Genomic DNA, 20148 nt, shown 5'->3' with positions numbered 1-20148 from the left:
TCATTAAAATGAATTATTGTATCTTGTCGTTGAAAGTTAATTTTCGCTTTAGTCAGTCGATTGCGGGGACTCTTCTATGAAAATTCTGGATAATATCAACCATACTGTTCGGGAAGATTTACAGGATACTATGCAGAAAGGGAGCCGCGTGTCCATTGCTGCGGCCTGTTTTTCCATTTATGCGTATCAGGAATTAAAGAAACAGTTGGAAGAAATCGCGGAACTTCGCTTTATTTTTACTTCACCGACCTTTGTGCAGGAAAACACGCCAAAAGAGCGGCGAAAGTTCTATATTCCGAAATTGACCCGCGAAAAGAGCCTTTACGGCACAGAATTTGAGGTTCGCTTGCGGAATGAACTCACTCAAAAAGCACTGGCGAAAGAATGTGCCGACTGGGTGCGACGGAAAGTAAAATTTCGTTCCAATGTCAGTGGAGAGCAAATGCCCGGTTTCATGACGGTTGGTGAAAGTTCCTATATGCCAATCAGTGGGTTTACAACGGTCGACCTTGGTTGTGAACGCGGAAACAACGCATACTACCCTGTTCAGCGAACCGAAGCCTTTGAAAACGGCCGTTACTTTTTGTCGCTGTTTGATGAAATCTGGAATGATTCTTCCCGACTTCAGGATGTTACAGACATTGTATTGCAAAGCATCAGCACAGCTTATCGAGAAAACAGCCCGGACTTTATCTATTTCTTCACCCTCTACAATATTTTCAGTGAATTTTTGGAGGATGTGTCAGAAGATAATCTCCCAAATGAAGCTACAGGCTTCAAGCAGAGTAAAATCTGGAATATGCTCTATGGCTTTCAGCGAGATGCAGCGTTGGCTATTATCCACAAGCTGGAACAGTATAACGGCTGCATTCTTGCAGACAGCGTAGGCCTTGGCAAGACGTTCACTGCACTGGCTGTAATCAAGTACTATGAAAATCGCAACAAATCCGTTTTGGTACTCTGTCCCAAAAAGTTGGCCGCAAACTGGAACATCTATAAAGGCAACTACGTCAACAATCCACTGGTAGAAGACCGTTTCCGTTACGGTGTGTTGTACCATACAGATTTGAGCCGTTCCGGCGGAACTTCTAACGGTATTGACCTTGCTGCACTTAACTGGGGGAACTTTGACCTTGTTGTGATTGACGAAAGCCACAATTTCCGCAATGGCAGTAATACCTCTACTGATGAGAAAGAAAACCGCTACACAAAATTGATGAATCGCGTGATTCGTTCTGGGGTGCGCACCAAGGTGCTGATGCTTTCGGCAACACCCGTAAATAATCGTTTTGTGGATTTGAAAAACCAGCTTGCGCTTGCCTATGAGGGAGATGCCGGAAAAATCAATGAAAAGCTGAATACTTCGTCTCCGATTGATGAAATTTTCCGGCAGGCGCAAAAGGCTTTCAATACATGGAGCAAGCTTTCTGTCACAGAGCGTACCACAAATGCGCTGCTTGCGGCGCTGGACTTCGATTTCTTTGAGGTGCTGGACAGTGTGACGATTGCACGTTCTCGCCGACATATCGAAAAATACTATAATATTTCTGATGTTGGTACTTTCCCGGAACGGTTGAAGCCAATCTCTGTGCAGCCATGCCTGACAAGCCTTGATAATGCAATCAACTACCAACAGATCTATAATGTACTGGATTCGCTGACGCTGCACATTTACACACCAACCAGCTTTATTCTGTCCTCTCGGATCTCCAAATACATCGACCCCAGCCAGCATGGAAAGGGACTGACGCAGGCAGGCCGTGAAGAGGGAATCCGCCGTCTGATGAGCATTAACCTGCTCAAACGGCTGGAAAGTTCTGTTTATGCGTTCCGGCTGACGATTGACCGAATCAGTAAACTGATTGAAGATACCATGCAATCGGTACGTTCCTATCAAAATGGCAGCCGTGTGCTGGAGCTGAACGACATTTCCGATGCAACCGATTGGGACGATGATGACCAGAACAACGACATTTTTACAGTCGGCCGCAAAGTAAAGATTGACCTTGCGGATATGGATCATGTTTCGTGGCTGCATGATCTGGAAAAGGATGCTGAAAATCTGGAGCTTCTTTCCCTGATGGTGCAGGATATCACCCCTGCATACGATGCCAAGCTGCAAGAATTGCTGCGCCTGATTGACGAAAAGCAAAGACATCCCATCAATCCCGGCAACCGGAAAATCATTATTTTTACTGCGTTTTCAGATACTGCTGACTATCTGTATCAGAATATTTCCGGCTATGTAAAGCAAGCGTTTGGGCTGAACACTGCCGAAATCACCGGCAGCGTGGATGGTAAAACAACCATTCCCAAACTCAGTGGTGATCTGAATACAGTTCTCACCTGCTTTTCGCCCATTTCTAAGCGGCGGGACAGCCTGCCGAACGTGAATCAGGCGGATATTGATTTGTTGATCGCCACCGACTGCATTTCCGAAGGTCAGAACTTGCAGGACTGTGATTACCTGATCAACTATGATATTCACTGGAATCCTGTGCGCATTATCCAGCGTTTTGGCCGCATTGACCGCATCGGAAGCCAGAATCGCTGCATCCAGTTGGTCAACTTCTGGCCGGATGTGGATTTGGATGAGTACATCAACCTGAAAGGCCGCGTGGAAACCCGAATGAAGCTGACGGTCATGACTTCCACAGGGGATGATAACCTCATCAGCCCGGAAGAAAAAGGCGATTTGGAATATCGCAGTGCACAGCTCAAACGGCTGAAAAACGAGGTGGTCGATCTGGAAGAAATGTCGGGCGGCATTTCCATTATGGACTTGGGATTGAACGAGTTCCGGCTGGACTTGCTGGACTATATGAAGAAACACGATGATGTGGAGCATACGCCGCTTGGGATGCACGCAATTGTTGCATCTACGCCCGATGCACCTCCGGGTGTGATCTTTGTTCTGAAAAACATCAACAATGAGATCAATGTGGATCAGCAAAACCGTCTGCATCCATTCTACATGGTTTATATTGGGCAGGATGGCTCGACTGTCTGTGATTATCTTTCTCCGAAAGAGCTGCTGGATCGTCTGCGGTTGCTCTGCAAAGGCAAAACCGAACCCGACCAGAGCCTTTGCCAACAGTTCAATCAGGCCACGGACGATGGAAAGAATATGTCGGCCTATTCTGAATTGCTGAGCGAGGCCATCAATTCCATTCTGGATGCAAAGGAAGCGAGCGACATTGACAGTCTGTTCAAGATGGGCGGTACGACGGCCCTGCTTTCTTCGATTTCCGGGCTGGATGACTTTGAACTGATTTGCTTCCTTGTGGTACAATAAGAGGTGAGATCAATGCTGGGCTTTCCACCCTCCACGGAGTTTAACAAACGGATTCCGAAACAGAAGTTCTATGAAAACGCTGCCGTTCCAGCGACAGTCAAGCGATTGTTTGCAGACCAGCTGCGCTGTATCTACTGGCGCAACAAGCTGGCAGTGTCCACCTTGAATCTCACTGCCGGAGAGCGGGTGACAGAGATCGAAATTTTCGAGCTGTGTCTGACCGGACCAAAACTGGATGAAGCTGTTCTGCGCCAAATCGACAGTGAAATCCCCTATCACATTCTGTTTGTTCTTTCTTATGAGAATAAGGTGCAGGCTTGGATTGGCTGTAAAGATACATCTGCGAACAGCAGTGCCAAGGTAAGCCGCTATCTGCATACAGACTGGATGCCAGAAACTGAATTGTCCCTTGCGATAAGCGGTCTGAGCTTAGAGGCGGTTTACGATGGACTGGTGCGGCAGATTGCCCGATTGCAGGGTGAGGGCTGGAATGCCGCATACAGCATTGCGGAGAACATCCAACGCTCTGCGGAACGTGAAAAACTGCAAAAGCAGATTGCGGCATTGGAGAATAAGATTCGGAAAGAGAAGCAGTTCAATCGTCAGGTAGAGATGAATGTAGAACTGAAACAACTAAAAAAGAATCTGGAACAACTTACAAAGGAGGAGTTATAAGATGGATAACAATCTTTCATCGGTTCATACCGCTGCTGAAATAGCAGATATGCGGTCAACTATTGATGATATTCAGAGAATTTTGCAAACAATTCCGTTTAATGAAGATACTGCTCGCCAAAAGATTTGTGAAGTAAACGCAAAGCACCCAGAAAACACTGCCGTTTGGAACCTGCTTCATGCAAACATTCCTTCTGGGATTTCGATTCAGCAAGCATCAAAAGAAAACCTGTACCAAGATTTGCAGTGGAAGGCATATTATCTTGAAGCGAAAATTCTCGGAAAATCTGTCGATGAAATGCGAAAGGAATGGCAAAATAGGTGAAACAGGAATATCTATTCGTTGAAGATACACACAAAGCAGAAATTGAAGCTTACAAGCCAGAAAATGTTCGCTGTTCAATTCAAAACATAGAAGATTCCACTTGTTGGATTGCAGTCTATGAGGTTTCCGGTGAAAATCTTCAAAGCGCAAAAACATTATCAAAAACCAATGATTATATTACATCAAAATTCAATCCGACAATTTTGACAAACGAGAGTGCGGCTTATTTCAACAAATCTCTTTATCCGTACTTTAATGAGTTTGAAAGAAAACTACGAAAACTTTTATACTTAAAAAGTGCTTTGCAACATGATGCTACCGCTTCTCAAAATATCAAGGAGTTAGAGAGCAAAGATCTTGGCACGATTTTTGAACTGCTTTTTACAGATGCTCAATTTATAAAAGATGTCAAAAAGAACATCAATGAAAAATCATGGCAATTTACAAGAGATGAGCTTATAAATACTATCAATAATCTTTCTGAAAACACCGTATGGGATTCTCTAATCGGCCATGAAACCATTTCTGTTCTGCGAAGCGACTTTATTCGGGTGAAAAATTATCGAAACGATGTTATGCACGCACATAATATGGATGCGGCTTCTTATACTTCAGCACTAGGTGTAATCAAAAAGATAAATGACCAGTTGGATGACGAGTTAAACAAACTTGTTAAATCCCCAGAAAAAGAAGAAGCGAATGATACACAGTCTTTTAACTCCACTCTAAACCAAGCTCTTAGAGACCACGAAACGGCTACGGCAATATCCGTCCATGTGCCAAATTCTTCGTACGAGAAGCTTTTTCACGATATTGTGTTGCAATCTGAAATTCCGCCTGCTGTTCGAAATTTGCAAGTTTTACTTGCCCAAGACGCAGTATCGTCCAAATATTCTGAATGGGCAAAGACTATTGAAGAAGCCTCACAAAAAATGCCAGACTACATAAAATTGGTGCAAACATTAAGTTCTCCCGAAATCAAGGAGCAATATCAAAACATCCTCCGTATTCTTGAAGCTCAACATGGTGAACTTTCAAAGCCCCAAGATAATTTAGAAAAAAATATTGGTGAAACTCTTCCCGTAGCAGAAAGTGAGAATCCGAATGGACAAGCTGAAAATGCAGACCCCCAACCTGACAGCCCAGAACATTGATAAAATCGCCGCGCTCTTCCCCAACTGCATCACAGAAATGCTGGATGAGGAAAAGAGTACCCCCGACCATAAGGTTTACAAGCGTGGTATCAACTTTGAACTGCTGAAGCAGATGCTCTCGCCGGACGTTGTAGACGGAGATGAAGCATACGAGTTACATGGGTGGGCAAAAAGGCATCCATTGTGGAAGCCAACAAGCCCATTCGCAAGACCCTGCGCCCCTGCCCGGAAGAAAGCAAGAACTGGGATGATACCGAGAATCTCTACATCGAGGGTGACAATCTGGAAGTACTCAAGCTGTTGCAGGAGAGCTATCTGGGCAAGGTCAAAATGATCTACATTGACCCTCCGTATAATACGGGCAACGATTTTATCTATGCAGACGATTTTATGCGTTCGCAGGATGAAGAAAACCGTCAGATGGGGATGTATGACGAGGACGAGAATCGGCTGTTCAAGAACAATGACAGCAATGGACGTTTTCACTCTGACTGGTGCAGCATGATGTATTCCCGGCTGATGCTGGCACGGAATCTTTTAACCGATGATGGACTGATTTTAATTTCATTGGACGATGGTGAAATTGGAAATCTGCGAAAAATTTGCGATGAAATTTTTGGTGAATCGAACTTCGTAACACAATTTGTTTGGAAAAGTCGTCAAAATAAGGACAATAGAAACTTAAATGGTGTTTCCGTTGATCACGAATATATTTTGGCTTATTCAAAACTTTCTGGGGTGAGAATATTTAAAGGAGAAGAGCGCAGTGGTGAAGGATATTCTAACCCAGATAATGACCCGAATGGTGCTTGGGCAAGCGCAAACATGGCAGGAATTGCAACGGAATCACAACGTCCAAATTTGCATTATGATTTGATAAATCCTGCAACAGGAATTAACTATGGTCGCCCCAAAATGGGTTGGCGGTATGACCGTAAAACTATGGCAAAGTTGATTGCTGAAAATAAAATCCTATGGCCTGATAGCCTTCTGGTCGTCCAAGAAAGAAAACATACCTAAATGAACTTTCTGGCAATCTTCCCGGCTTTTCTTCTGTTGTAGGGGAAAACTTATTTACTCGCTCGGGAACGGTTGAAATCGACTCGCTGTTTGAACAACGCATCTTTAATTTTCCCAAGCCTAGTGAACTTATAAAATGTTTTGTCTCACAAATAACTGCCCCCTCAGATATTATACTTGATTTTTTCTCTGGTTCTGCTACGTCTGCTCACGCAGTTATGCGCTTAAACGCGGAAGACAGTGGCCACCGTAAGTTTATTATGGTGCAGTTGCCTGAGCCTTGCGATGAAAAGAGCGAAGCCTACAAAGCTGGCTATAAAACCATTTGCGATATTGGCAAAGAGCGTATCCGCAGGGCAGGAGATAATATCATTTCTGAACGTAATACCGCCAATACTTACCCCCCCCCTCGACGTGGGATTCCGTGTGTTCAAATTGGACACCAGCAGCGTAAAAGATGTTTATTATTCTGCTGACGAATACTCCCAGACAATGCTAACTGGTCTGGAAAGCAACATCAAGGAGGACCGCACCGACCTTGATTTGCTGTTTGGCTGTCTGCTGGATTGGGGACTGCCGCTGTCCATGCCGTATCGGTCTGAGAAAATCGACAACTGCATTGTCCATACCTACGCACCCGGCGATGCTGCGCTGAATGTTCCCGATGCCCTGATTGCCTGCTTTGACAGCAATGTGCCGGAAAATGTTATCAAGGAAATCGCCAAGCGCAAGCCGCGCCGTGCAGTGTTCCGGGATTCTTCCTTTGCCAGCAGCCCGGAGAAGATCAATGTGTTTGAGATTTTCAAGCTGTATGCACAGGATACCGATGTCAAGGTGATTTGAGGGAGAACAGCAGATGAAACTTCAATTCAAACACCAGAAATTTCAGGCAGATGCCGCAAAAGCCGTGGTGGACGTCTTTGCGGGTCAGCCCTACCTGACTACGAATTACCGCATCGACAACGGCAGCGGCATTTACCAGACTGATATGGAAACAAGCTTCACAGGCTGGCGGAATGAACAGATTGTACCAGAGCTGAACGACAGTATTATTCTGGAGCACCTGCAAAAAATCCAGCGCACCAACCAGATTGAACCATCTAAGCAGCTGGAGGGACACTATAACCTTACCATTGAGATGGAAACAGGTGTCGGAAAAACCTACACCTATATCAAGACCATGTATGAGCTGAACAAGCATTACGGCTGGAGTAAGTTTATCGTGGTCGTGCCCAGTGTTGCCATCCGTGAGGGCGTGTATAAATCGTTTGAGGTCACACAGGATCACTTTGCAGAAGAGTACGGCAAGAAGATTCGCTTCTTTATCTACAACTCCGCACAGTTGACGGAAATTGACCGCTTTGCCTCGGATAGTTCCATCAATGTCATGATCATCAATTCGCAGGCGTTCAATGCCAAAGGCAAAGATGCCCGCCGTATTTATATGAAGCTGGACGAGTTCCGTTCCCGTCGGCCCATTGACATTATTGCAAAGACGAACCCGATCCTGATTATTGATGAGCCGCAGTCGGTAGAGGGCAAGCAGACCAAAGAGCGGATGAAAGAGTTCAACCCGATGATCACCCTGCGCTACTCGGCTACCCACCGTGCAGACAGCATCTACAACATGGTCTACCGGCTGGATGCAATGGAAGCCTATAATAAGCGTCTGGTCAAGAAAATCGTGGTTAAGGGCATTACGGAATCCGGCAGTACCGCTACGGATGGGTTTGTCTATCTGGAAAGCATCAATCTTTCCAAGGCAGACCCTACGGCAACGATCCAGTTCGACTGCAAGGGAAAATCCGGCCTGCGCAAAGTAACGCGCACCGTTGGGCTGAAATTCAACCTCTATGACTATTCCGGCAATCTGGACGAATACAAGGATGGCTATGTGGTGAAAGAGATTGATGGCCGGGACAACCACATTGAATTTCTGAATGGTGTCCGATTGTTTGCCGGAGATGTGGTCGGCAAGGTGGATGAGGACCAGCTGCGCCGCATCCAGATTCGGGAAACGATCCTTTCGCATCTTGAGCGGGAACGTCAGCTGTTCCACAAGGGCATTAAAGTGCTGAGCCTGTTCTTTATTGACGAGGTGGACAAGTACAAGTGCTATGATGCTGCAGGCCAGCCCTATAACGGCATTTATGCAGAGATGTTTGAGCAGGAGTACGAGGATATTGTCGGCCAGATGCAGCTTTCGCTGGGCGAGGATGATTACATCCGCTACCTGAAAGCAATTTCTGCACACGATACCCATGCGGGTTATTTTTCGGTGGACAAGAAGGGCCATTTTGTCAATCAGGTTGCAGGCGATGACAAGCGGGAGAAAACCTCCAATGACATCAGTGCCTATGACCTGATTATGAAAAACAAGGAGCTTCTTCTTGACCGGGACCCCAAGCGTTCCCCCGTCCGCTTTATCTTCTCACACTCTGCCCTCCGGGAAGGATGGGATAACCCGAACGTGTTTCAGATCTGCACCCTGAAACAGAGCAGCAGTGAAGTCCGCAAACGGCAGGAGGTTGGCCGCGGCCTGCGTCTGTGCGTCAACCAGAACGGCGAACGTATGGATGCGAATGTTCTGGGCAACGATGTGCATAACATCAATATCCTGACTGTCATTGCCAGCGAAAGTTATGACAGCTTCGCCAAAGGCCTGCAAAGCGAACTGGCCGAAGCAGTTGCGAACCGCCCCAGAAAGGTGGATGCAGCCTTGTTTGTTGGCAGAGTTCTTACGGATACAAACGGCAACGAGCAGATCTTGGATACTGACACCGCCGCCGCCATCTATTTTGATCTGGTCCAGAATGGCTATGTGGACCGCCATGGTGCGCTGACGGACAAGTACTATGCCGACCATGCAAACCATGCGGTGCAGGTGGCAGAAGAAGTTGCAGGCTGTGCAGCATCGGTCATTGATTTGTTGGATTCTGTTTACAGCGATAAGGTCATGCTGCCTGAAAATGCACGTTCCAACAATGTGGAGTTGAAAATTGACCCGGACAAGCTGGCTATGCCGGAGTTCAAGGCCCTTTGGAACAAAATCAGCCCGAAATCGGTTTATGTGGTGGATTTTGACACGGATGAACTGGTGCAAAAATCCATTTGCTCGCTCAACCGCAATCTGAACGTATCGAAGATTTACTTCAAAGTAGAATCCGGTGAAATGACGGAGATCAAATCCAAGGATTCTCTGTTAGATGGCTCTGCTTTCGCAAAAGCGGATCAGCATAAATATGACCCACAGACCAAAATTCACGCCAGCCAGAGCGTCAAGTATGACCTGATTGGCAAGCTGGTGGCTGAAACCAAGCTGACCCGCAAGGCGATTGTACAGATTCTGGTCGGCATTGAAAAAGCGGTGTTCGATCAGTTCAAGGACAACCCGGAAGAGTTCATTCTGAAAGCAGCTGCCCTTATCAATGACGAAAAGGCAACAGCCATCATCCAGCATATCACTTACAATATTCTGGATGAGCATTACGATACAGACATTTTCACTGAGCCGACCTTGAAGGGAAAACTCGGTACGAACGTCATGAAAGTACAGCGGCATCTGTATGACCATCTGATTTACGATTCAAGCAACGAGCGTGATTTTGCCGCCGACCTCGATACGAACCGTGATGTGGCAGTCTATGTAAAGCTGCCGGATGGGTTCTATATTTCCACACCTGTTGGAAAATACAATCCCGACTGGGCGATTGCGTTCTATGAGGCACAGTCAAGCACATCTACTTTGTTGCTGAAACCAAAGGCACACTGGATTCCATGAAGCTCAATCACATCACCCCGGTAGAACAGGCTAAAATTGATTGTGCCCGTGCACATTTCAAGGCACTGAACGATGAAAACGTGGTATACGATGTGGTGAGTGACTATCAGACATTGCTGAACGCAGTTATGAAATAATAAACCAAAACAAATAATACGGTGCTGCTGTGCAGCATTCCCAGAAACGGTAAGGTTCTATTGCGAACTTTGCCGTTTTTCTTTTTGTCCAAAATTGTATTCCAAAGCGGCCCTATAGATTCATATTGGTGTAAGAAGTAAGAAGGCGTTCAAATAAAATTTGAAAATCAGGTTGCCAAACACCCTTTTTAGAATGTTATAGGTATAGGAGGTTGTTTGAAAAAGTGAAAATTTCCCAAATTTTCATAAGCCCCCCGTTTAAAAACACCCTGTTAAGTTTGTATAGGGTGTAGGGACTACTTTCAGAAACGAACCCCTTGGCATTTTGGAAAGTCCACAACTTCTTACAAAACAACATCGTACCTTGACAACAACATGATCGGCTGCAAGTTAATATGCTTTTTCGGAGAAGTGCCGCCACGACAAGAGCGCACCAAGAAGAAGCCATACGCCGGAGGAAATCGGGCAGGAACAGCTTGCGGGCAGACCGACACCCAAGAAGAACCGGGCAAGCCGGCAGAGAGGACTTCACAAGTCTTGTCTGTCAGGTTGTTCGGCGCAAGAGTGCAGAGATCGCAGATCTTTGCGCGGGTCAAGGGCGGCAGCCTTGCCCAGTGGATGTGATGCCCTGCGTCATATCCTACTGGGTATTATCTGGCGCAGAGCAGGCGGCAGATTTGCAGCTTCGCTGCACCGCGTTGCCCCTACCCCGCGCACGGCGCTCTCTGTGTGACCCCAGAAAGGAGAAATGGTCGCTGAAACTTACCCGACACAATGGCCGCGCCGGAAAGCACGGCACTTATAACCCAAAGCACAATGACCGCAGTTTTGAAATTGCCAACAGCGAGCATATCGACCCGGAACGTGTCCAGCAAAACATTGATTGGGATTGCTACAACGGCATCCGTTCTGCCGCGCAGTCACAAGATTCAGGCGAAACTTTTGAGGATGTAGAAAAACTCTACTATAAACTGTACTACACCGATTTTGTTGAAAAGCAGAATGCGCGCAATGCCAAGATTCGCCACACGGAACGAAACCGCAGCATCGAAGATTTGCTTACCAGTAAAAAGACCTGTCCCGAAGAAACCATCTATCAGCTTGGAACGCTGGAGAGCCACGCTTCGCCCAAAGAACTTTTTCAAATCGCCACAGAATTTATGGACGAGTTCCACGAGCGTTTCGGCAAACACGTCCACATTCTGGATTGGGCATTACATCTGGATGAGGGAACGCCGCACATCCACGAACGCCATGTGTTCGACTGTGAGAATAAATATGGTGAAATTGCTCCGCAGCAGGAAAAAGCGTTGGAAGCACTTGGCTTTGAACTGCCAAAGCCAGACAAGCCCCTTGGACGCTACAACAACCGCAAAATCACATTTGATGCAGCCTGCCGCACGATGCTGTTTGAGATTGCCAAACGCCACAGTCTGGAACTGGATGAAGTGCCGGAATACGGCGGACAGGCTTATCTGGAAAAGCAGGACTACATCCTGAAAAGGCAAAATGAACGGATTGCAGAACAAAAGAAAGAACTGCAGGAACAAAGTATTCAATACGTCGGATTGCTGGAAGACTGCCGTAACCAGCGAGATGAATATGCTGAACTATTCAATCAGGCGATAAGGCAATCTGAAGAGATTTCGAAAAACAATGAAAAAATTAAAAGCCAGGAGAACGAATTAGAAGAACTGTTTTCGCAATGGGTAGATGTAAATGATTTGTTTAATGATGCGGTAAATGGTTCTTATGACCAAGCGGTCCTTGCGGTTTCCGATGTTGGATTAAACAAAGCATTACAGGAAGCTGTAAATGAAATTGACCAACATTTGGAATGGCTAATGGAACCAAAACGAATTGCAGACTTCCGCACCAGAAAATATGCAGAAGAACAAATACTCTGCCTGCGGAAAAATATCATTGGGGCAATCAAGAGCCTTCTTTCAAGAGGGACGCAGTTCTTCTATATCCCAGAAGTGAAAAAAGCGGCCATGGAGCAAATCAAAGAGGATTCCCGTCCGTCTGTTCTACAAAAGCTGCATCAGAGGCAGGAAGAAATCAATCAGCGTGAGCAGACATGCACCAAACCGAAGAAGCGCAGTCATGGCATGGAACTGTAAAGGAGGAAAATCTTCAAGAACAACAATTTATTTGAAATCGTAAAGCTGAATACCATCAGCGAACGCACCGCCGCGAATCTGAAAGAAGCAATGGAGCAGGGCAACAATATCCTGGGCTTTCTCAAATCCGAGGGCTATTTTGAAATTCGGCAGGGGGCCAAGTGCAAATCCACGGATTTCTATAAAGTCTATGAACGCTGGTGTCTGGATAACCTGGAAAAGCCGCTGGCAGCATCAACCTTTATCCACCATCTAAAAGATAATCAGAAAAGTCTGGGCATTGTCTATGATGATAAGTGCATTGGCACAAATCGGGGCTTTCACAATGTAGACGTTGACCTGTTTTTACCCGTTGATGTTCCCAGTCCGTGGGATTATAGCAGTTTGCGTTTTTAATGCACAAGCAACATCCGCAAACTGCATATCGCAAATATGCCATTTTGATAGGCACTATTTTTGAAAATTGCGATAAAAAATAAGAATCAACTTGAAAAAGCCCTGCTCAGCCTGCTCACAGTGCGCAAAAGGTGCAGGATGCGCAGAGTGAGCAGGTGATTTTGAATTTACATCAAAAATAAAACATGGAGGTTTTGCTTATGAACAAATCTCGGCCTGTTGCGACCGAAATTGTGAAATCTTTGGATTATACGAAAAATATCTTGCAGACTATTCCGAATAACGATACAATGGAAGTGGTCACTCGAACCAATGCCGTCAAGTCTCCGACTGACAGCCTGAAAGCCGCAACACTGGTGTACACGGTGGAGGAAATTGCGCAGATGCTGTCCATCAGCCTGCGCTCTGCTTATAACCTGTGCAACAGCACCACCGAATTCCGTGTCCTGCGGGTAGGCGGAAGCATCCGCATCCCGAAAGACAGTTTCGATGCGTGGCTCCGGGCAGCTTGAAAAGGAGATAACGTATGGCATATATTACGAAACGCGGCAGCTCCTATGGTGTCCGCTATACTTACCAAGACGATCAGGGTAAAAACTGCAACAAATGGGAAAGTTTTTCCACGAAAGAGGAGGCAACAAATCGAACATGAACTGGCAAACGGAACGTTTCTGATTCCGTCCACCATCACCGTCAAAGAGTTTTTGATGGAGTGGCTTCCCAAGCAGTGCAACAAGCACAAGTGGGCACCCTGCACCTATCAATCCAATCTGGGAACGGTCCAGAATCTCATTATTCCGTATATCGGCGATATGCAGATGCAAAAGCTCAAGCCTTACCATCTGGAAGACCTGTATGCCACTCTCAGCAAAACGCCCTGCGGCCAGTATTATGAGGGCAAAAAGCAGGCGCTCTCGGAAAAACAACAGCAGCGGTTTCTCTCCGGCACGACCATCCACGAGGTACACCGCCTGCTGCGGACAGCGTTTCAGTATGCGGTGGAGTGGGGTATCCTCATCAAAAGCCCCGTTCCGGTGGACAGCCCTAAAAAGTCGATTCAGGAGCGCGCCATCTGGAATGCAGATGAGATGTGGGCCGCACTTGCCAGCATGGAAGACCCGATTCTGCATCTGGCTGTTCACCTCACACTGGTGGGCGCACTGCGTGAGGGCGAAGTCGCTGGCCTGACTCCGGAAGATCTTGATTTTGAGGGAGCGGACGGCACCGGCACATTCCGCATCAACAAGTGTATGCAGCGCGTCCAGAAGGCATCGCTGGCAAAAACGGGCAAGGGCTGCATCTTGCAGGAGTTTGAGGATAAGCGTGAGGGCAGTACCACAACGCTGGTGCTCAAAAAGACCAAAACAGCATCTTCCAACCGAACCATCTTCATGACAACCGTGCTGAAAGAGGAACTGAAGCACTGGTTCAAGCGTCTGGAAATGGACGAAGCTGACATGGACGGTAGATACCGCAACAGCGGGATGCTCCTGCGCTTGCCCAATGGTCTGGCGGTGGAGCCGATCCTCATCCGCAAGAAGTTCATCAAGTGGCAGGACGAGCACACGGAGTTCACCCGCATTGTGTTTCACGGTCTGCGGCATTCCAGTGCCACCTATCAACTGATGATCTCCGGCGGCGATGTGAAAGCGGTACAAGGCACAACAGGCCACGCCAGCGCCAATCTGCTGGTCAACACCTATGCACACATCCAGCAGGATTCCCGCAAAAAGCTGGGTAAAAAGTTCGAGGAAGGCTTCTATAAGCCGGGAGCAACACTTGTGCAGGCTGCCCCGGTTGAAGCAGAACCGACCATCTCGGTATCTGCCTTAGTGGAACTTCTGAAGGACGCAGACCCCTCTGTAAAAGCGCAGCTCCACTTGGCTTTGCTGACCTGAATTGCAAAAAATAGCACGAATTGCAGAGTAATTCACAGACTTACTCCATCTGACACGAAAAATGCGGACCGTGCAAAAACCGTGCAGAGACCGTGCAAATGGCGTATAAAAAGAAAATCCCACGAGGAATCTTACGATTCTTCGTGGGATTTTGGTGCGCTCGAGGGAACTCGAATCCCTGGCCCTCTGATTAAAAGTCAGATGCTCTACCGGCTGAGCTACGAGCGCATATTCATGCAATAAAACATATTGCCGAATTATATTACCACACCCGGGCAAAAAAAGCAAGAGTAAAGTGCAAAAAAGCGCATTTCTTTTTCCGCGGGCAGGACATGCCGGGCTGTGGGCCGGTGCTGGCCGGAACTTCCTCTTTACAAACCGGACAAGAACCAGTACAATCAAATCAATCAAAATTTACACTCAACCGCGCTGGGCCGGGCGGCTCAGCGCTTTTACAGGAGGTCTTCCGCAATGAAAATTTCTCGTCGGTCTGTACTTCGATTTTCGGGGATGGCGGCAGCGCTGCTGGCCCTGACGGGCTGCTCCGGGGCGGGCAGCGCCGCGCTGGGCGGCGGCGTGTCCGGGTGGATCAAAAAGCTGGTGGACGGCAACGCACCGGCCGCCAGTGAGGCTGGCTCTGTGGCGGCTTCCAGTGAAGCGGCTGCATCGTCCGTGGCCGGGGCCGCGTCGTCCGAGGCAGCCGCCGCGCTGCCGGTTTATGACGCTGATGTGCTGACCGGACAGGCCCACCGCACCAATGGCCGCATCGTAGGCGTGATGGTCAACAACATCTCCAACTCAGAGCGGCAGAATGCCCGCCCGCAGCGGGGCATCGGCTCGGCAGACATCCTGATTGAGAGCAAGGTAGAGGGCGGTATCACCCGCCTGTGCGCGCTGTTCCACGATGCCAATGACATCCCGGAGGTGGGCCCGCTCCGCTCCGGCCGCGACCAGTTCCTGCAGCTGCTCATGCCCTGGCAGGCACTCTATTACCACGACGGCGAGAGCATCTTCTGCACCCAGTTTGTCAATGTATATCAATATTCTGGCCTAAACATCGGCGGCAAGAATTACTTCAACACGCCCATCCACCCCCATGTGGCCCACCGGGACAGCCGGGGCCGCAACGTGGCCTACGAGCACACCGAGTTCACCTCCGGCAAGGAGATCCGGCAGGCCGCTTCCAACGCGGGCATCAGCCTGCAATATCCTTACGAGAGCACGTTCTTCCGCTTTGCGGATTACCGCACCGACGAGGTCAACAAGCTGAGCGGCACTCCCTCGGCCAAGAAGATCCACATCAGCCACTCGGACAGCTACCGCTCGGAGCTGGTCTACGGCAGCCGCAGCAAGACCTACTCGCTCTCCATGTACGACCCCTCCAAAAAGGCCTATGGCGACACCATTGACGAGCTGACGGGCAAGCAGCTGACCTTTGACAATGTGGTGGTCTGCTTTGCCAACATTGCCGCCTATGCGGGTGACTCCCACGACGTGCAGGAGGTCCAGTACGTTCAGGGCGGGCAGGCTTATCTGTTTACCCACGGCGGCGTCCAGACCGGCCGCTGGGAGAAGCCGCACCCCACCCATCCGCTCAAGCTCTACACCGACAGCGGCGAGGAAATGACCCTCAACCGCGGCAAGACCTACCTCGCTCTGGTGGACGATGATGAGTGGAGCAGCTTCAACTATCAGTAAGGGCAGTCATGCCTGCAACCGTAAGGAGACGCGAATGAAACGCATTGGAACCGCGCTCCGGGCCGCTGTCAGCCTCGGGCTCTGTGCCGCCCTGCTGGCAGGCTGTTCGCTCCTGCCATCCGATCCCGCCCCGGAGCAGCCTGTTCCCACCGACCCGCTCACCGGGCAGGAGCAGCTCTGGCCGGGCCAGCGCCCCGTGGCGGTGAGCATTGAGAACGCCTCGGACAGCACCACCCAGTGGGGGCTTTCCACCGCTTCCGTGGTGCTGGAAGCCCGCACCGAGCTGCAGGGCAGCACCCGGCTCTGTCTGGTCTATCCCTCTGTGAACGCTGTGCCTCAGGTGGGCCCGGTGGCCGCCGGCGAAGACTTATACTGGCGGCTTCTGGTAGGCCAGCAGGTGATCCCCGTCCAGCGCGGCGGCGGGCAGTTCGACCAGAATTATCTTGATTATTATTCTCTGCGGCCTGTCGATGCACTGGAAGCAGGCCGCAACGCCTTTTCCTGCCCGGCAGGGTGGAGCAACGCGCCCCTCTGGTACACCAGCGGCAGCGCCCTTTCCAGCGCGCTGGAAACGCTGAACATCTCCTCCACGCTGACCGAATCCCGGGTGACGACGGCCGCTTCCGCGGCGGCGGACAGCGCCTCCGGGGAGGACACGCCTCTGACCATCCCGGCCCTGCTGCCCCAGAGCATGGAAAATAAAGTCCCGGATGCCACGGCCCCCGATGCCGTCAATGTCCGGCTCCAGTTCGACGAACAGAACGCCACGGGCTTTGCCTACGACGCCGAGAGCGCCACCTACAACATGCTCCACGCCGACGGCACCCCGCAGCTGGACGCCAACAGCGGCCAGCAGGCAGCCTTTGACAACCTGCTCGTCCTGTTCAGCGCTTCCGCCCTGCGGGATGACGAGCAGACGTTCGACTATGATCTTTCCATGGGCGGCGGCGTCTGGCTCAACGGCGGGCACCTGTGGTACATCACCTGGACGCAGGGCACCGACACCACGTTCCAGTTTTACGATGCCGACGGCGAGCTGCTGACCCTGAACGCCGGGCGGAGCTACCTGGCCCTCGTTTCCAGCGTGACCGGGCAGGAGCTGACCGTGACCAACTCCGCCGGAGAAAATCTGATCCAATAATCTCAAACATGCAAAAATGCCTCCGCGCCGGTCTGACGCGGAGGCATTTGTTTTTCTTGGAATCTTTACAGGTCCACCACGCTGCCCACTTCGGCAGGGGAAGCGGGCACAGGGCCCAGCTGGACTTCATCGGCACCGCGGCGCACCACGAACGTCATGGGCTGGCTGGCCGCAAAGGCAGGCTGATAGGTCAGCTCCAGCGTCTCCCAATTTTCCGGTACCTCACAGAAGCAGTGGAGCATGGCTCCGCGGCCTGCGGAGAGGTTCAGCGTGAACGCCGAGGCATCCGCCGCATTCTCACCGTAGAGGGGCGCTGCAAAGCTGCCGCAGCGGACAGGCTTGCCGTCGCACCGGGCGGCGAGGCCCACGCCCAGGGTATAGAGCTCGTCGGTGGTGGCGACCTCCCGGCTGAGCAGGTAGCCTGGCCCCCACGGCCAGCGTTTTTGCAGAGAGATTTTCCACCGAGAGATAGATCAGCGCACCGCCCAGACCCGGGGCCGGGGCATAGCCCAGCAGCTCAACGGCAGCTTTGCCGTCCAGCAGGGCAGGTTCGCCCTGATAGCAGGGCGCAAGCGCGGCCGCCGAAACGCCCGTGAGCAGGGCAGCAGCCAGACTGACCGCACCCGACCCGGCGCATTTCAGGAACGAACGACGCGACAAAGATTGAGACATCGGGGGATTCCTCCTTGCAAGGGAAAAGTTTCACTTTATACAATAGTAAATTCCGGGCACCCTGTCAAGGCTTTTGCCCGGAATTTCTCGTTCTTTGCCGCAAAAATGCCGTCGGACAGCAGTTTTGTGCCCGGCGGCAAAGATTTTGCAGACTTATGATCCCACGTTATTCAAACGCTTCGTTTTCCTCGGTCTCGGCCTGGCCCCGCAGGGTATCGGCATAGCCAAAGGGCACGATGTCGATGGCCTCCACCAGGCGGTCCCGCATCCAGAGCTGAACATCGGTCTGGACAGTGTAGCCGCAGCCGGGGTCGGCCATCCACTGCTCCGGGTGGCGGGAGGGGAGGGCACGCTGGCTCAGCATACTCATGATGACGCCGCCGTGGGTCACGCAGGCGGCCTCGGTGACATCCATCCGGATCATGTACTCAAACAGCTTGAGCAGGGTCTCGGCACAGCGGGCATGGAACTGCTCGGTGGGCTCGGCACCCTCGGGCACAAAGCCGGAGCCGGGGGTGATCCACTTTTTGAAGTCCTCATCCTTGACCAGCTCTTTCACCGGGCGGTTCTCAAACACGCCGAAGCCCGCCTCCCGCAGGTCGTGCACCGAGAACTGGTGGGTGGCGTTGGGGAAGAGGATGTTGGCCGTCTCCACAGAGCGCATCAGCGGGGAGGAGAAGACGGTATCCACCTGCGGGTACTCGAACCGCTCTTTCAGCTCCTGCAGTTGGGCGCGGCCCTCGTCGCACAGAGGGATATCCGTGCCGCTGCCGATGTACAGCCCCTTGAGGTTGCCCTCGGTTATGCCATGGCGGATGAGATGAAGTTTGAACGTTTTCATGTAAACTACCTCAATTTATCCTGAATTTTGGCCCCGCAGGCAAGATCCTGTTTTGCCGCGTGCCACAAAATGTATGCTTTCTGTCCTCTAGTTTAGCATAGATATGGGGGAGGGGCAAGTTTTTTGATAAAAATGACGAAAATCGACAAAAAATTCCGTCACTTTTCTTGCTTTACAAGTCGTTTTCCATTGTGTATAATCAACGTGCTGTAAACCAAAAATCAAGGATGTTCCAATTTCATCATCGAGGAGCAAAAACATCATGGAATTTAACCGTATCATCAAACTTCTGCGCAAGGAGCGCGGCATCACCCAGAAACAGGCTGCGGAGGATCTGGGTGTCTCGCAGGCCCTGCTCTCCCACTACGAGAAAGGCATCCGCGAATGCGGCCTGGACTTTGTGGTCAAAGTGGCCGATTATTATAATGTCTCCTGTGATTATCTGCTGGGCCGTTCTGCCGAGCGCAACGGCATGATGCTCTCGGCCGAGGACCTGCCCAACCCCGATAAGATGAAAGACAACATCTACCACGGAAGCGTGCTGCCCACCATGAACAAAAAACTGATCTCCAACAGCCTCAACGTGCTGTACGCCAAGATCGGCCAGTGCCACAGCAAGGCCCTGACCACCGAGGTGAGCAGCTACCTGATGATGGCTGTGGCCAAGATGTTCCGGCTGCTCTATTCTGCCGAGCCTCACAACGCCCAGAGCCTGTTTGGCGTGGAGGCCCGCCGCTGGCCCGGCTACTCGGACGCCGTGATGAAGATGGCGGAATCCAACGTGGAGGCCCTGCTGGCCGGGGAGGATGTCAACGGCGGCGAGGGCGTCAAGGACCCCTCCAGCCTCGCCATGACCACCGAGAGCCTGACCCGCGAGTTCCCGCTGTACACCCCCAGCCTGCTCAACCTGGTCAAGACCAGCGAGACCCATGTCAAAGGCCTGACCCCGGAGCCGTGAGTTTTTTGTTGCTCCCTGTGAAACAAGTGTAAAT

At 50.4% G+C, this 20148-nt stretch carries 20 protein-coding genes and 1 tRNA gene; 17 read left to right on the top strand and 4 right to left on the bottom strand.

Annotation, left to right across the window (positions count from 1 at the left end; translation table 11 throughout):
- Positions 1 to 76 precede the first annotated feature (76 nt).
- The 14 genes from DXA70_RS02685 to DXA70_RS02640 all read left to right on the top strand — a co-directional run bounded on the left by DXA70_RS02685 (position 77) and on the right by DXA70_RS02640 (position 14804).
- Positions 77 to 3295, top strand: a complete 3219-nt coding sequence (locus tag DXA70_RS02685) for a helicase-related protein (RefSeq protein ID WP_128117541.1) — start codon at positions 77 to 79, stop codon at positions 3293 to 3295.
- Positions 3296 to 3307: 12 nt separating this feature from the next.
- A complete protein-coding gene (locus DXA70_RS02680) occupies positions 3308 to 3970 on the top strand; it encodes a DUF4391 domain-containing protein (RefSeq protein ID WP_128117540.1) in 663 nt (220 codons plus the stop codon).
- Between the two features lies 1 nt (position 3971).
- Complete coding sequence (locus DXA70_RS02675; protein ID WP_128117539.1) at positions 3972 to 4295, top strand: hypothetical protein; 324 nt, start codon at positions 3972 to 3974, stop codon at positions 4293 to 4295.
- The gene (locus DXA70_RS02670) at positions 4292 to 5449 is read left to right on the top strand and encodes a hypothetical protein (protein WP_128117538.1); all 1158 of its coding nucleotides are present in this window, start codon (positions 4292 to 4294) and stop codon (positions 5447 to 5449) included. Before DXA70_RS02675 ends, DXA70_RS02670 begins: the two co-directional genes overlap by 4 nt.
- 183 nt (positions 5450 to 5632) lie before the next feature.
- A complete protein-coding gene (locus DXA70_RS13725) occupies positions 5633 to 6469 on the top strand; it encodes a site-specific DNA-methyltransferase (protein WP_243001003.1) in 837 nt (278 codons plus the stop codon).
- 77 nt (positions 6470 to 6546) lie between these two features.
- The gene (locus DXA70_RS14030) at positions 6547 to 6945 is read left to right on the top strand and encodes a DNA methyltransferase (RefSeq protein WP_347553468.1); all 399 of its coding nucleotides are present in this window, start codon (positions 6547 to 6549) and stop codon (positions 6943 to 6945) included.
- A complete protein-coding gene (locus tag DXA70_RS14025; protein WP_243001002.1) occupies positions 6896 to 7312 on the top strand; it encodes a hypothetical protein in 417 nt (138 codons plus the stop codon). Before DXA70_RS14030 ends, DXA70_RS14025 begins: the two co-directional genes overlap by 50 nt.
- Before the next feature lie 13 nt (positions 7313 to 7325).
- The gene (locus DXA70_RS02660) at positions 7326 to 10250 is read left to right on the top strand and encodes a DEAD/DEAH box helicase family protein (RefSeq protein WP_347553465.1); all 2925 of its coding nucleotides are present in this window, start codon (positions 7326 to 7328) and stop codon (positions 10248 to 10250) included.
- The gene (locus DXA70_RS15265) at positions 10247 to 10387 is read left to right on the top strand and encodes a hypothetical protein (protein ID WP_347553464.1); all 141 of its coding nucleotides are present in this window, start codon (positions 10247 to 10249) and stop codon (positions 10385 to 10387) included. Before DXA70_RS02660 ends, DXA70_RS15265 begins: the two co-directional genes overlap by 4 nt.
- 755 nt (positions 10388 to 11142) lie before the next feature.
- Complete coding sequence (locus DXA70_RS13715) at positions 11143 to 12510, top strand: hypothetical protein (protein WP_347553467.1); 1368 nt, start codon at positions 11143 to 11145, stop codon at positions 12508 to 12510.
- 90 nt (positions 12511 to 12600) lie between these two features.
- Positions 12601 to 12906: a hypothetical protein gene (locus DXA70_RS02650; RefSeq protein WP_199522842.1), complete on the top strand. Its 306-nt coding sequence runs from the start codon at positions 12601 to 12603 to the stop codon at positions 12904 to 12906.
- Positions 12907 to 13106: 200 nt separating this feature from the next.
- The gene (locus tag DXA70_RS02645) at positions 13107 to 13418 is read left to right on the top strand and encodes a helix-turn-helix domain-containing protein (protein ID WP_128117537.1); all 312 of its coding nucleotides are present in this window, start codon (positions 13107 to 13109) and stop codon (positions 13416 to 13418) included.
- A gap of 14 nt (positions 13419 to 13432) precedes the next feature.
- Entirely contained in the window at positions 13433 to 13558 is a 126-nt protein-coding gene (locus DXA70_RS15015; protein ID WP_278321304.1) for a hypothetical protein, read from the top strand.
- A gap of 55 nt (positions 13559 to 13613) precedes the next feature.
- A complete protein-coding gene (locus tag DXA70_RS02640) occupies positions 13614 to 14804 on the top strand; it encodes a site-specific integrase (RefSeq protein ID WP_243001000.1) in 1191 nt (396 codons plus the stop codon).
- A gap of 152 nt (positions 14805 to 14956) precedes the next feature.
- Here DXA70_RS02640 and DXA70_RS02635 read toward each other — a convergent pair.
- Positions 14957 to 15032 (bottom strand) — tRNA-Lys (locus DXA70_RS02635).
- Positions 15033 to 15275: 243 nt separating this feature from the next.
- On the opposite strand from DXA70_RS02635, the gene DXA70_RS02630 reads away from it, so the two are divergent.
- Positions 15276 to 16502 (top strand): DUF3048 domain-containing protein, encoded by a 1227-nt coding sequence (locus DXA70_RS02630; RefSeq protein ID WP_128117536.1) that lies wholly within the window; start codon positions 15276 to 15278, stop codon positions 16500 to 16502.
- 34 nt (positions 16503 to 16536) lie between these two features.
- Positions 16537 to 17643 carry a DUF3048 domain-containing protein gene (locus DXA70_RS02625; protein WP_128117535.1) on the top strand — a complete coding sequence of 369 codons (1107 nt, stop codon included), beginning with the start codon at positions 16537 to 16539 and terminating at the stop codon, positions 17641 to 17643.
- A 65-nt stretch (positions 17644 to 17708) separates the two neighbouring features.
- Here DXA70_RS02625 and DXA70_RS14020 read toward each other — a convergent pair whose 3' ends face one another.
- The 3 genes from DXA70_RS14020 to DXA70_RS02615 all read right to left on the bottom strand — a co-directional run bounded on the left by DXA70_RS14020 (position 17709) and on the right by DXA70_RS02615 (position 19156).
- Positions 17709 to 18011, bottom strand: coding sequence for a hypothetical protein (locus DXA70_RS14020; protein ID WP_243000998.1), 303 nt, complete (start codon positions 18009 to 18011; stop codon positions 17709 to 17711).
- The gene (locus DXA70_RS14015; RefSeq protein ID WP_243000996.1) at positions 17941 to 18315 is read right to left on the bottom strand and encodes a hypothetical protein; all 375 of its coding nucleotides are present in this window, start codon (positions 18313 to 18315) and stop codon (positions 17941 to 17943) included. The genes DXA70_RS14020 and DXA70_RS14015 overlap by 71 nt, the downstream gene beginning before the upstream one ends.
- 166 nt (positions 18316 to 18481) lie before the next feature.
- Positions 18482 to 19156, bottom strand: coding sequence for a histidine phosphatase family protein (locus tag DXA70_RS02615; RefSeq protein WP_128117534.1), 675 nt, complete (start codon positions 19154 to 19156; stop codon positions 18482 to 18484).
- A 262-nt stretch (positions 19157 to 19418) separates the two neighbouring features.
- Here DXA70_RS02615 and DXA70_RS02610 point away from each other — a divergent pair, with 262 nt between their 5' ends.
- Positions 19419 to 20114, top strand: coding sequence for a helix-turn-helix transcriptional regulator (locus DXA70_RS02610; RefSeq protein ID WP_112115573.1), 696 nt, complete (start codon positions 19419 to 19421; stop codon positions 20112 to 20114).
- The last annotated feature ends 34 nt before the right edge of the window (positions 20115 to 20148 follow it).

Origin of the sequence: Faecalibacterium sp. OF04-11AC (assembly GCF_003460645.1) — a bacterium.
Classification (GTDB): Bacteria; Bacillota; Clostridia; order Oscillospirales; family Ruminococcaceae; genus Faecalibacterium; species Faecalibacterium prausnitzii_I.
This window is presented reverse-complemented; position numbering and strand designations above follow the sequence as displayed.

Excerpts from the sequence above, each read along its gene's own strand:
- DXA70_RS02685 (WP_128117541.1), top strand. The coding sequence starts at position 77 with ATGAAAATTCTGGATAATATCAACCATACTGTTCGGGAAGATTTACAG.
- DXA70_RS02680 (WP_128117540.1), top strand. The coding sequence starts at position 3,308 with ATGCTGGGCTTTCCACCCTCCACGGAGTTTAACAAACGGATTCCGAAA.
- DXA70_RS02675 (WP_128117539.1), top strand. The coding sequence starts at position 3,972 with ATGGATAACAATCTTTCATCGGTTCATACCGCTGCTGAAATAGCAGAT.
- DXA70_RS02660 (WP_347553465.1), top strand. The coding sequence starts at position 7,326 with ATGAAACTTCAATTCAAACACCAGAAATTTCAGGCAGATGCCGCAAAA.
- DXA70_RS15265 (WP_347553464.1), top strand. The coding sequence starts at position 10,247 with ATGAAGCTCAATCACATCACCCCGGTAGAACAGGCTAAAATTGATTGT.
- DXA70_RS02650 (WP_199522842.1), top strand. The coding sequence starts at position 12,601 with ATGGAGCAGGGCAACAATATCCTGGGCTTTCTCAAATCCGAGGGCTAT.
- DXA70_RS02645 (WP_128117537.1), top strand. The coding sequence starts at position 13,107 with ATGAACAAATCTCGGCCTGTTGCGACCGAAATTGTGAAATCTTTGGAT.
- DXA70_RS15015 (WP_278321304.1), top strand. The coding sequence starts at position 13,433 with ATGGCATATATTACGAAACGCGGCAGCTCCTATGGTGTCCGCTATACT.
- DXA70_RS02640 (WP_243001000.1), top strand. The coding sequence starts at position 13,614 with ATGGAGTGGCTTCCCAAGCAGTGCAACAAGCACAAGTGGGCACCCTGC.
- DXA70_RS02630 (WP_128117536.1), top strand. The coding sequence starts at position 15,276 with ATGAAAATTTCTCGTCGGTCTGTACTTCGATTTTCGGGGATGGCGGCA.
- DXA70_RS02625 (WP_128117535.1), top strand. The coding sequence starts at position 16,537 with ATGAAACGCATTGGAACCGCGCTCCGGGCCGCTGTCAGCCTCGGGCTC.
- DXA70_RS14015 (WP_243000996.1), bottom strand. The coding sequence starts at position 18,315 with ATGTCTCAATCTTTGTCGCGTCGTTCGTTCCTGAAATGCGCCGGGTCG.
- DXA70_RS02615 (WP_128117534.1), bottom strand. The coding sequence starts at position 19,156 with ATGAAAACGTTCAAACTTCATCTCATCCGCCATGGCATAACCGAGGGC.
- DXA70_RS02610 (WP_112115573.1), top strand. The coding sequence starts at position 19,419 with ATGGAATTTAACCGTATCATCAAACTTCTGCGCAAGGAGCGCGGCATC.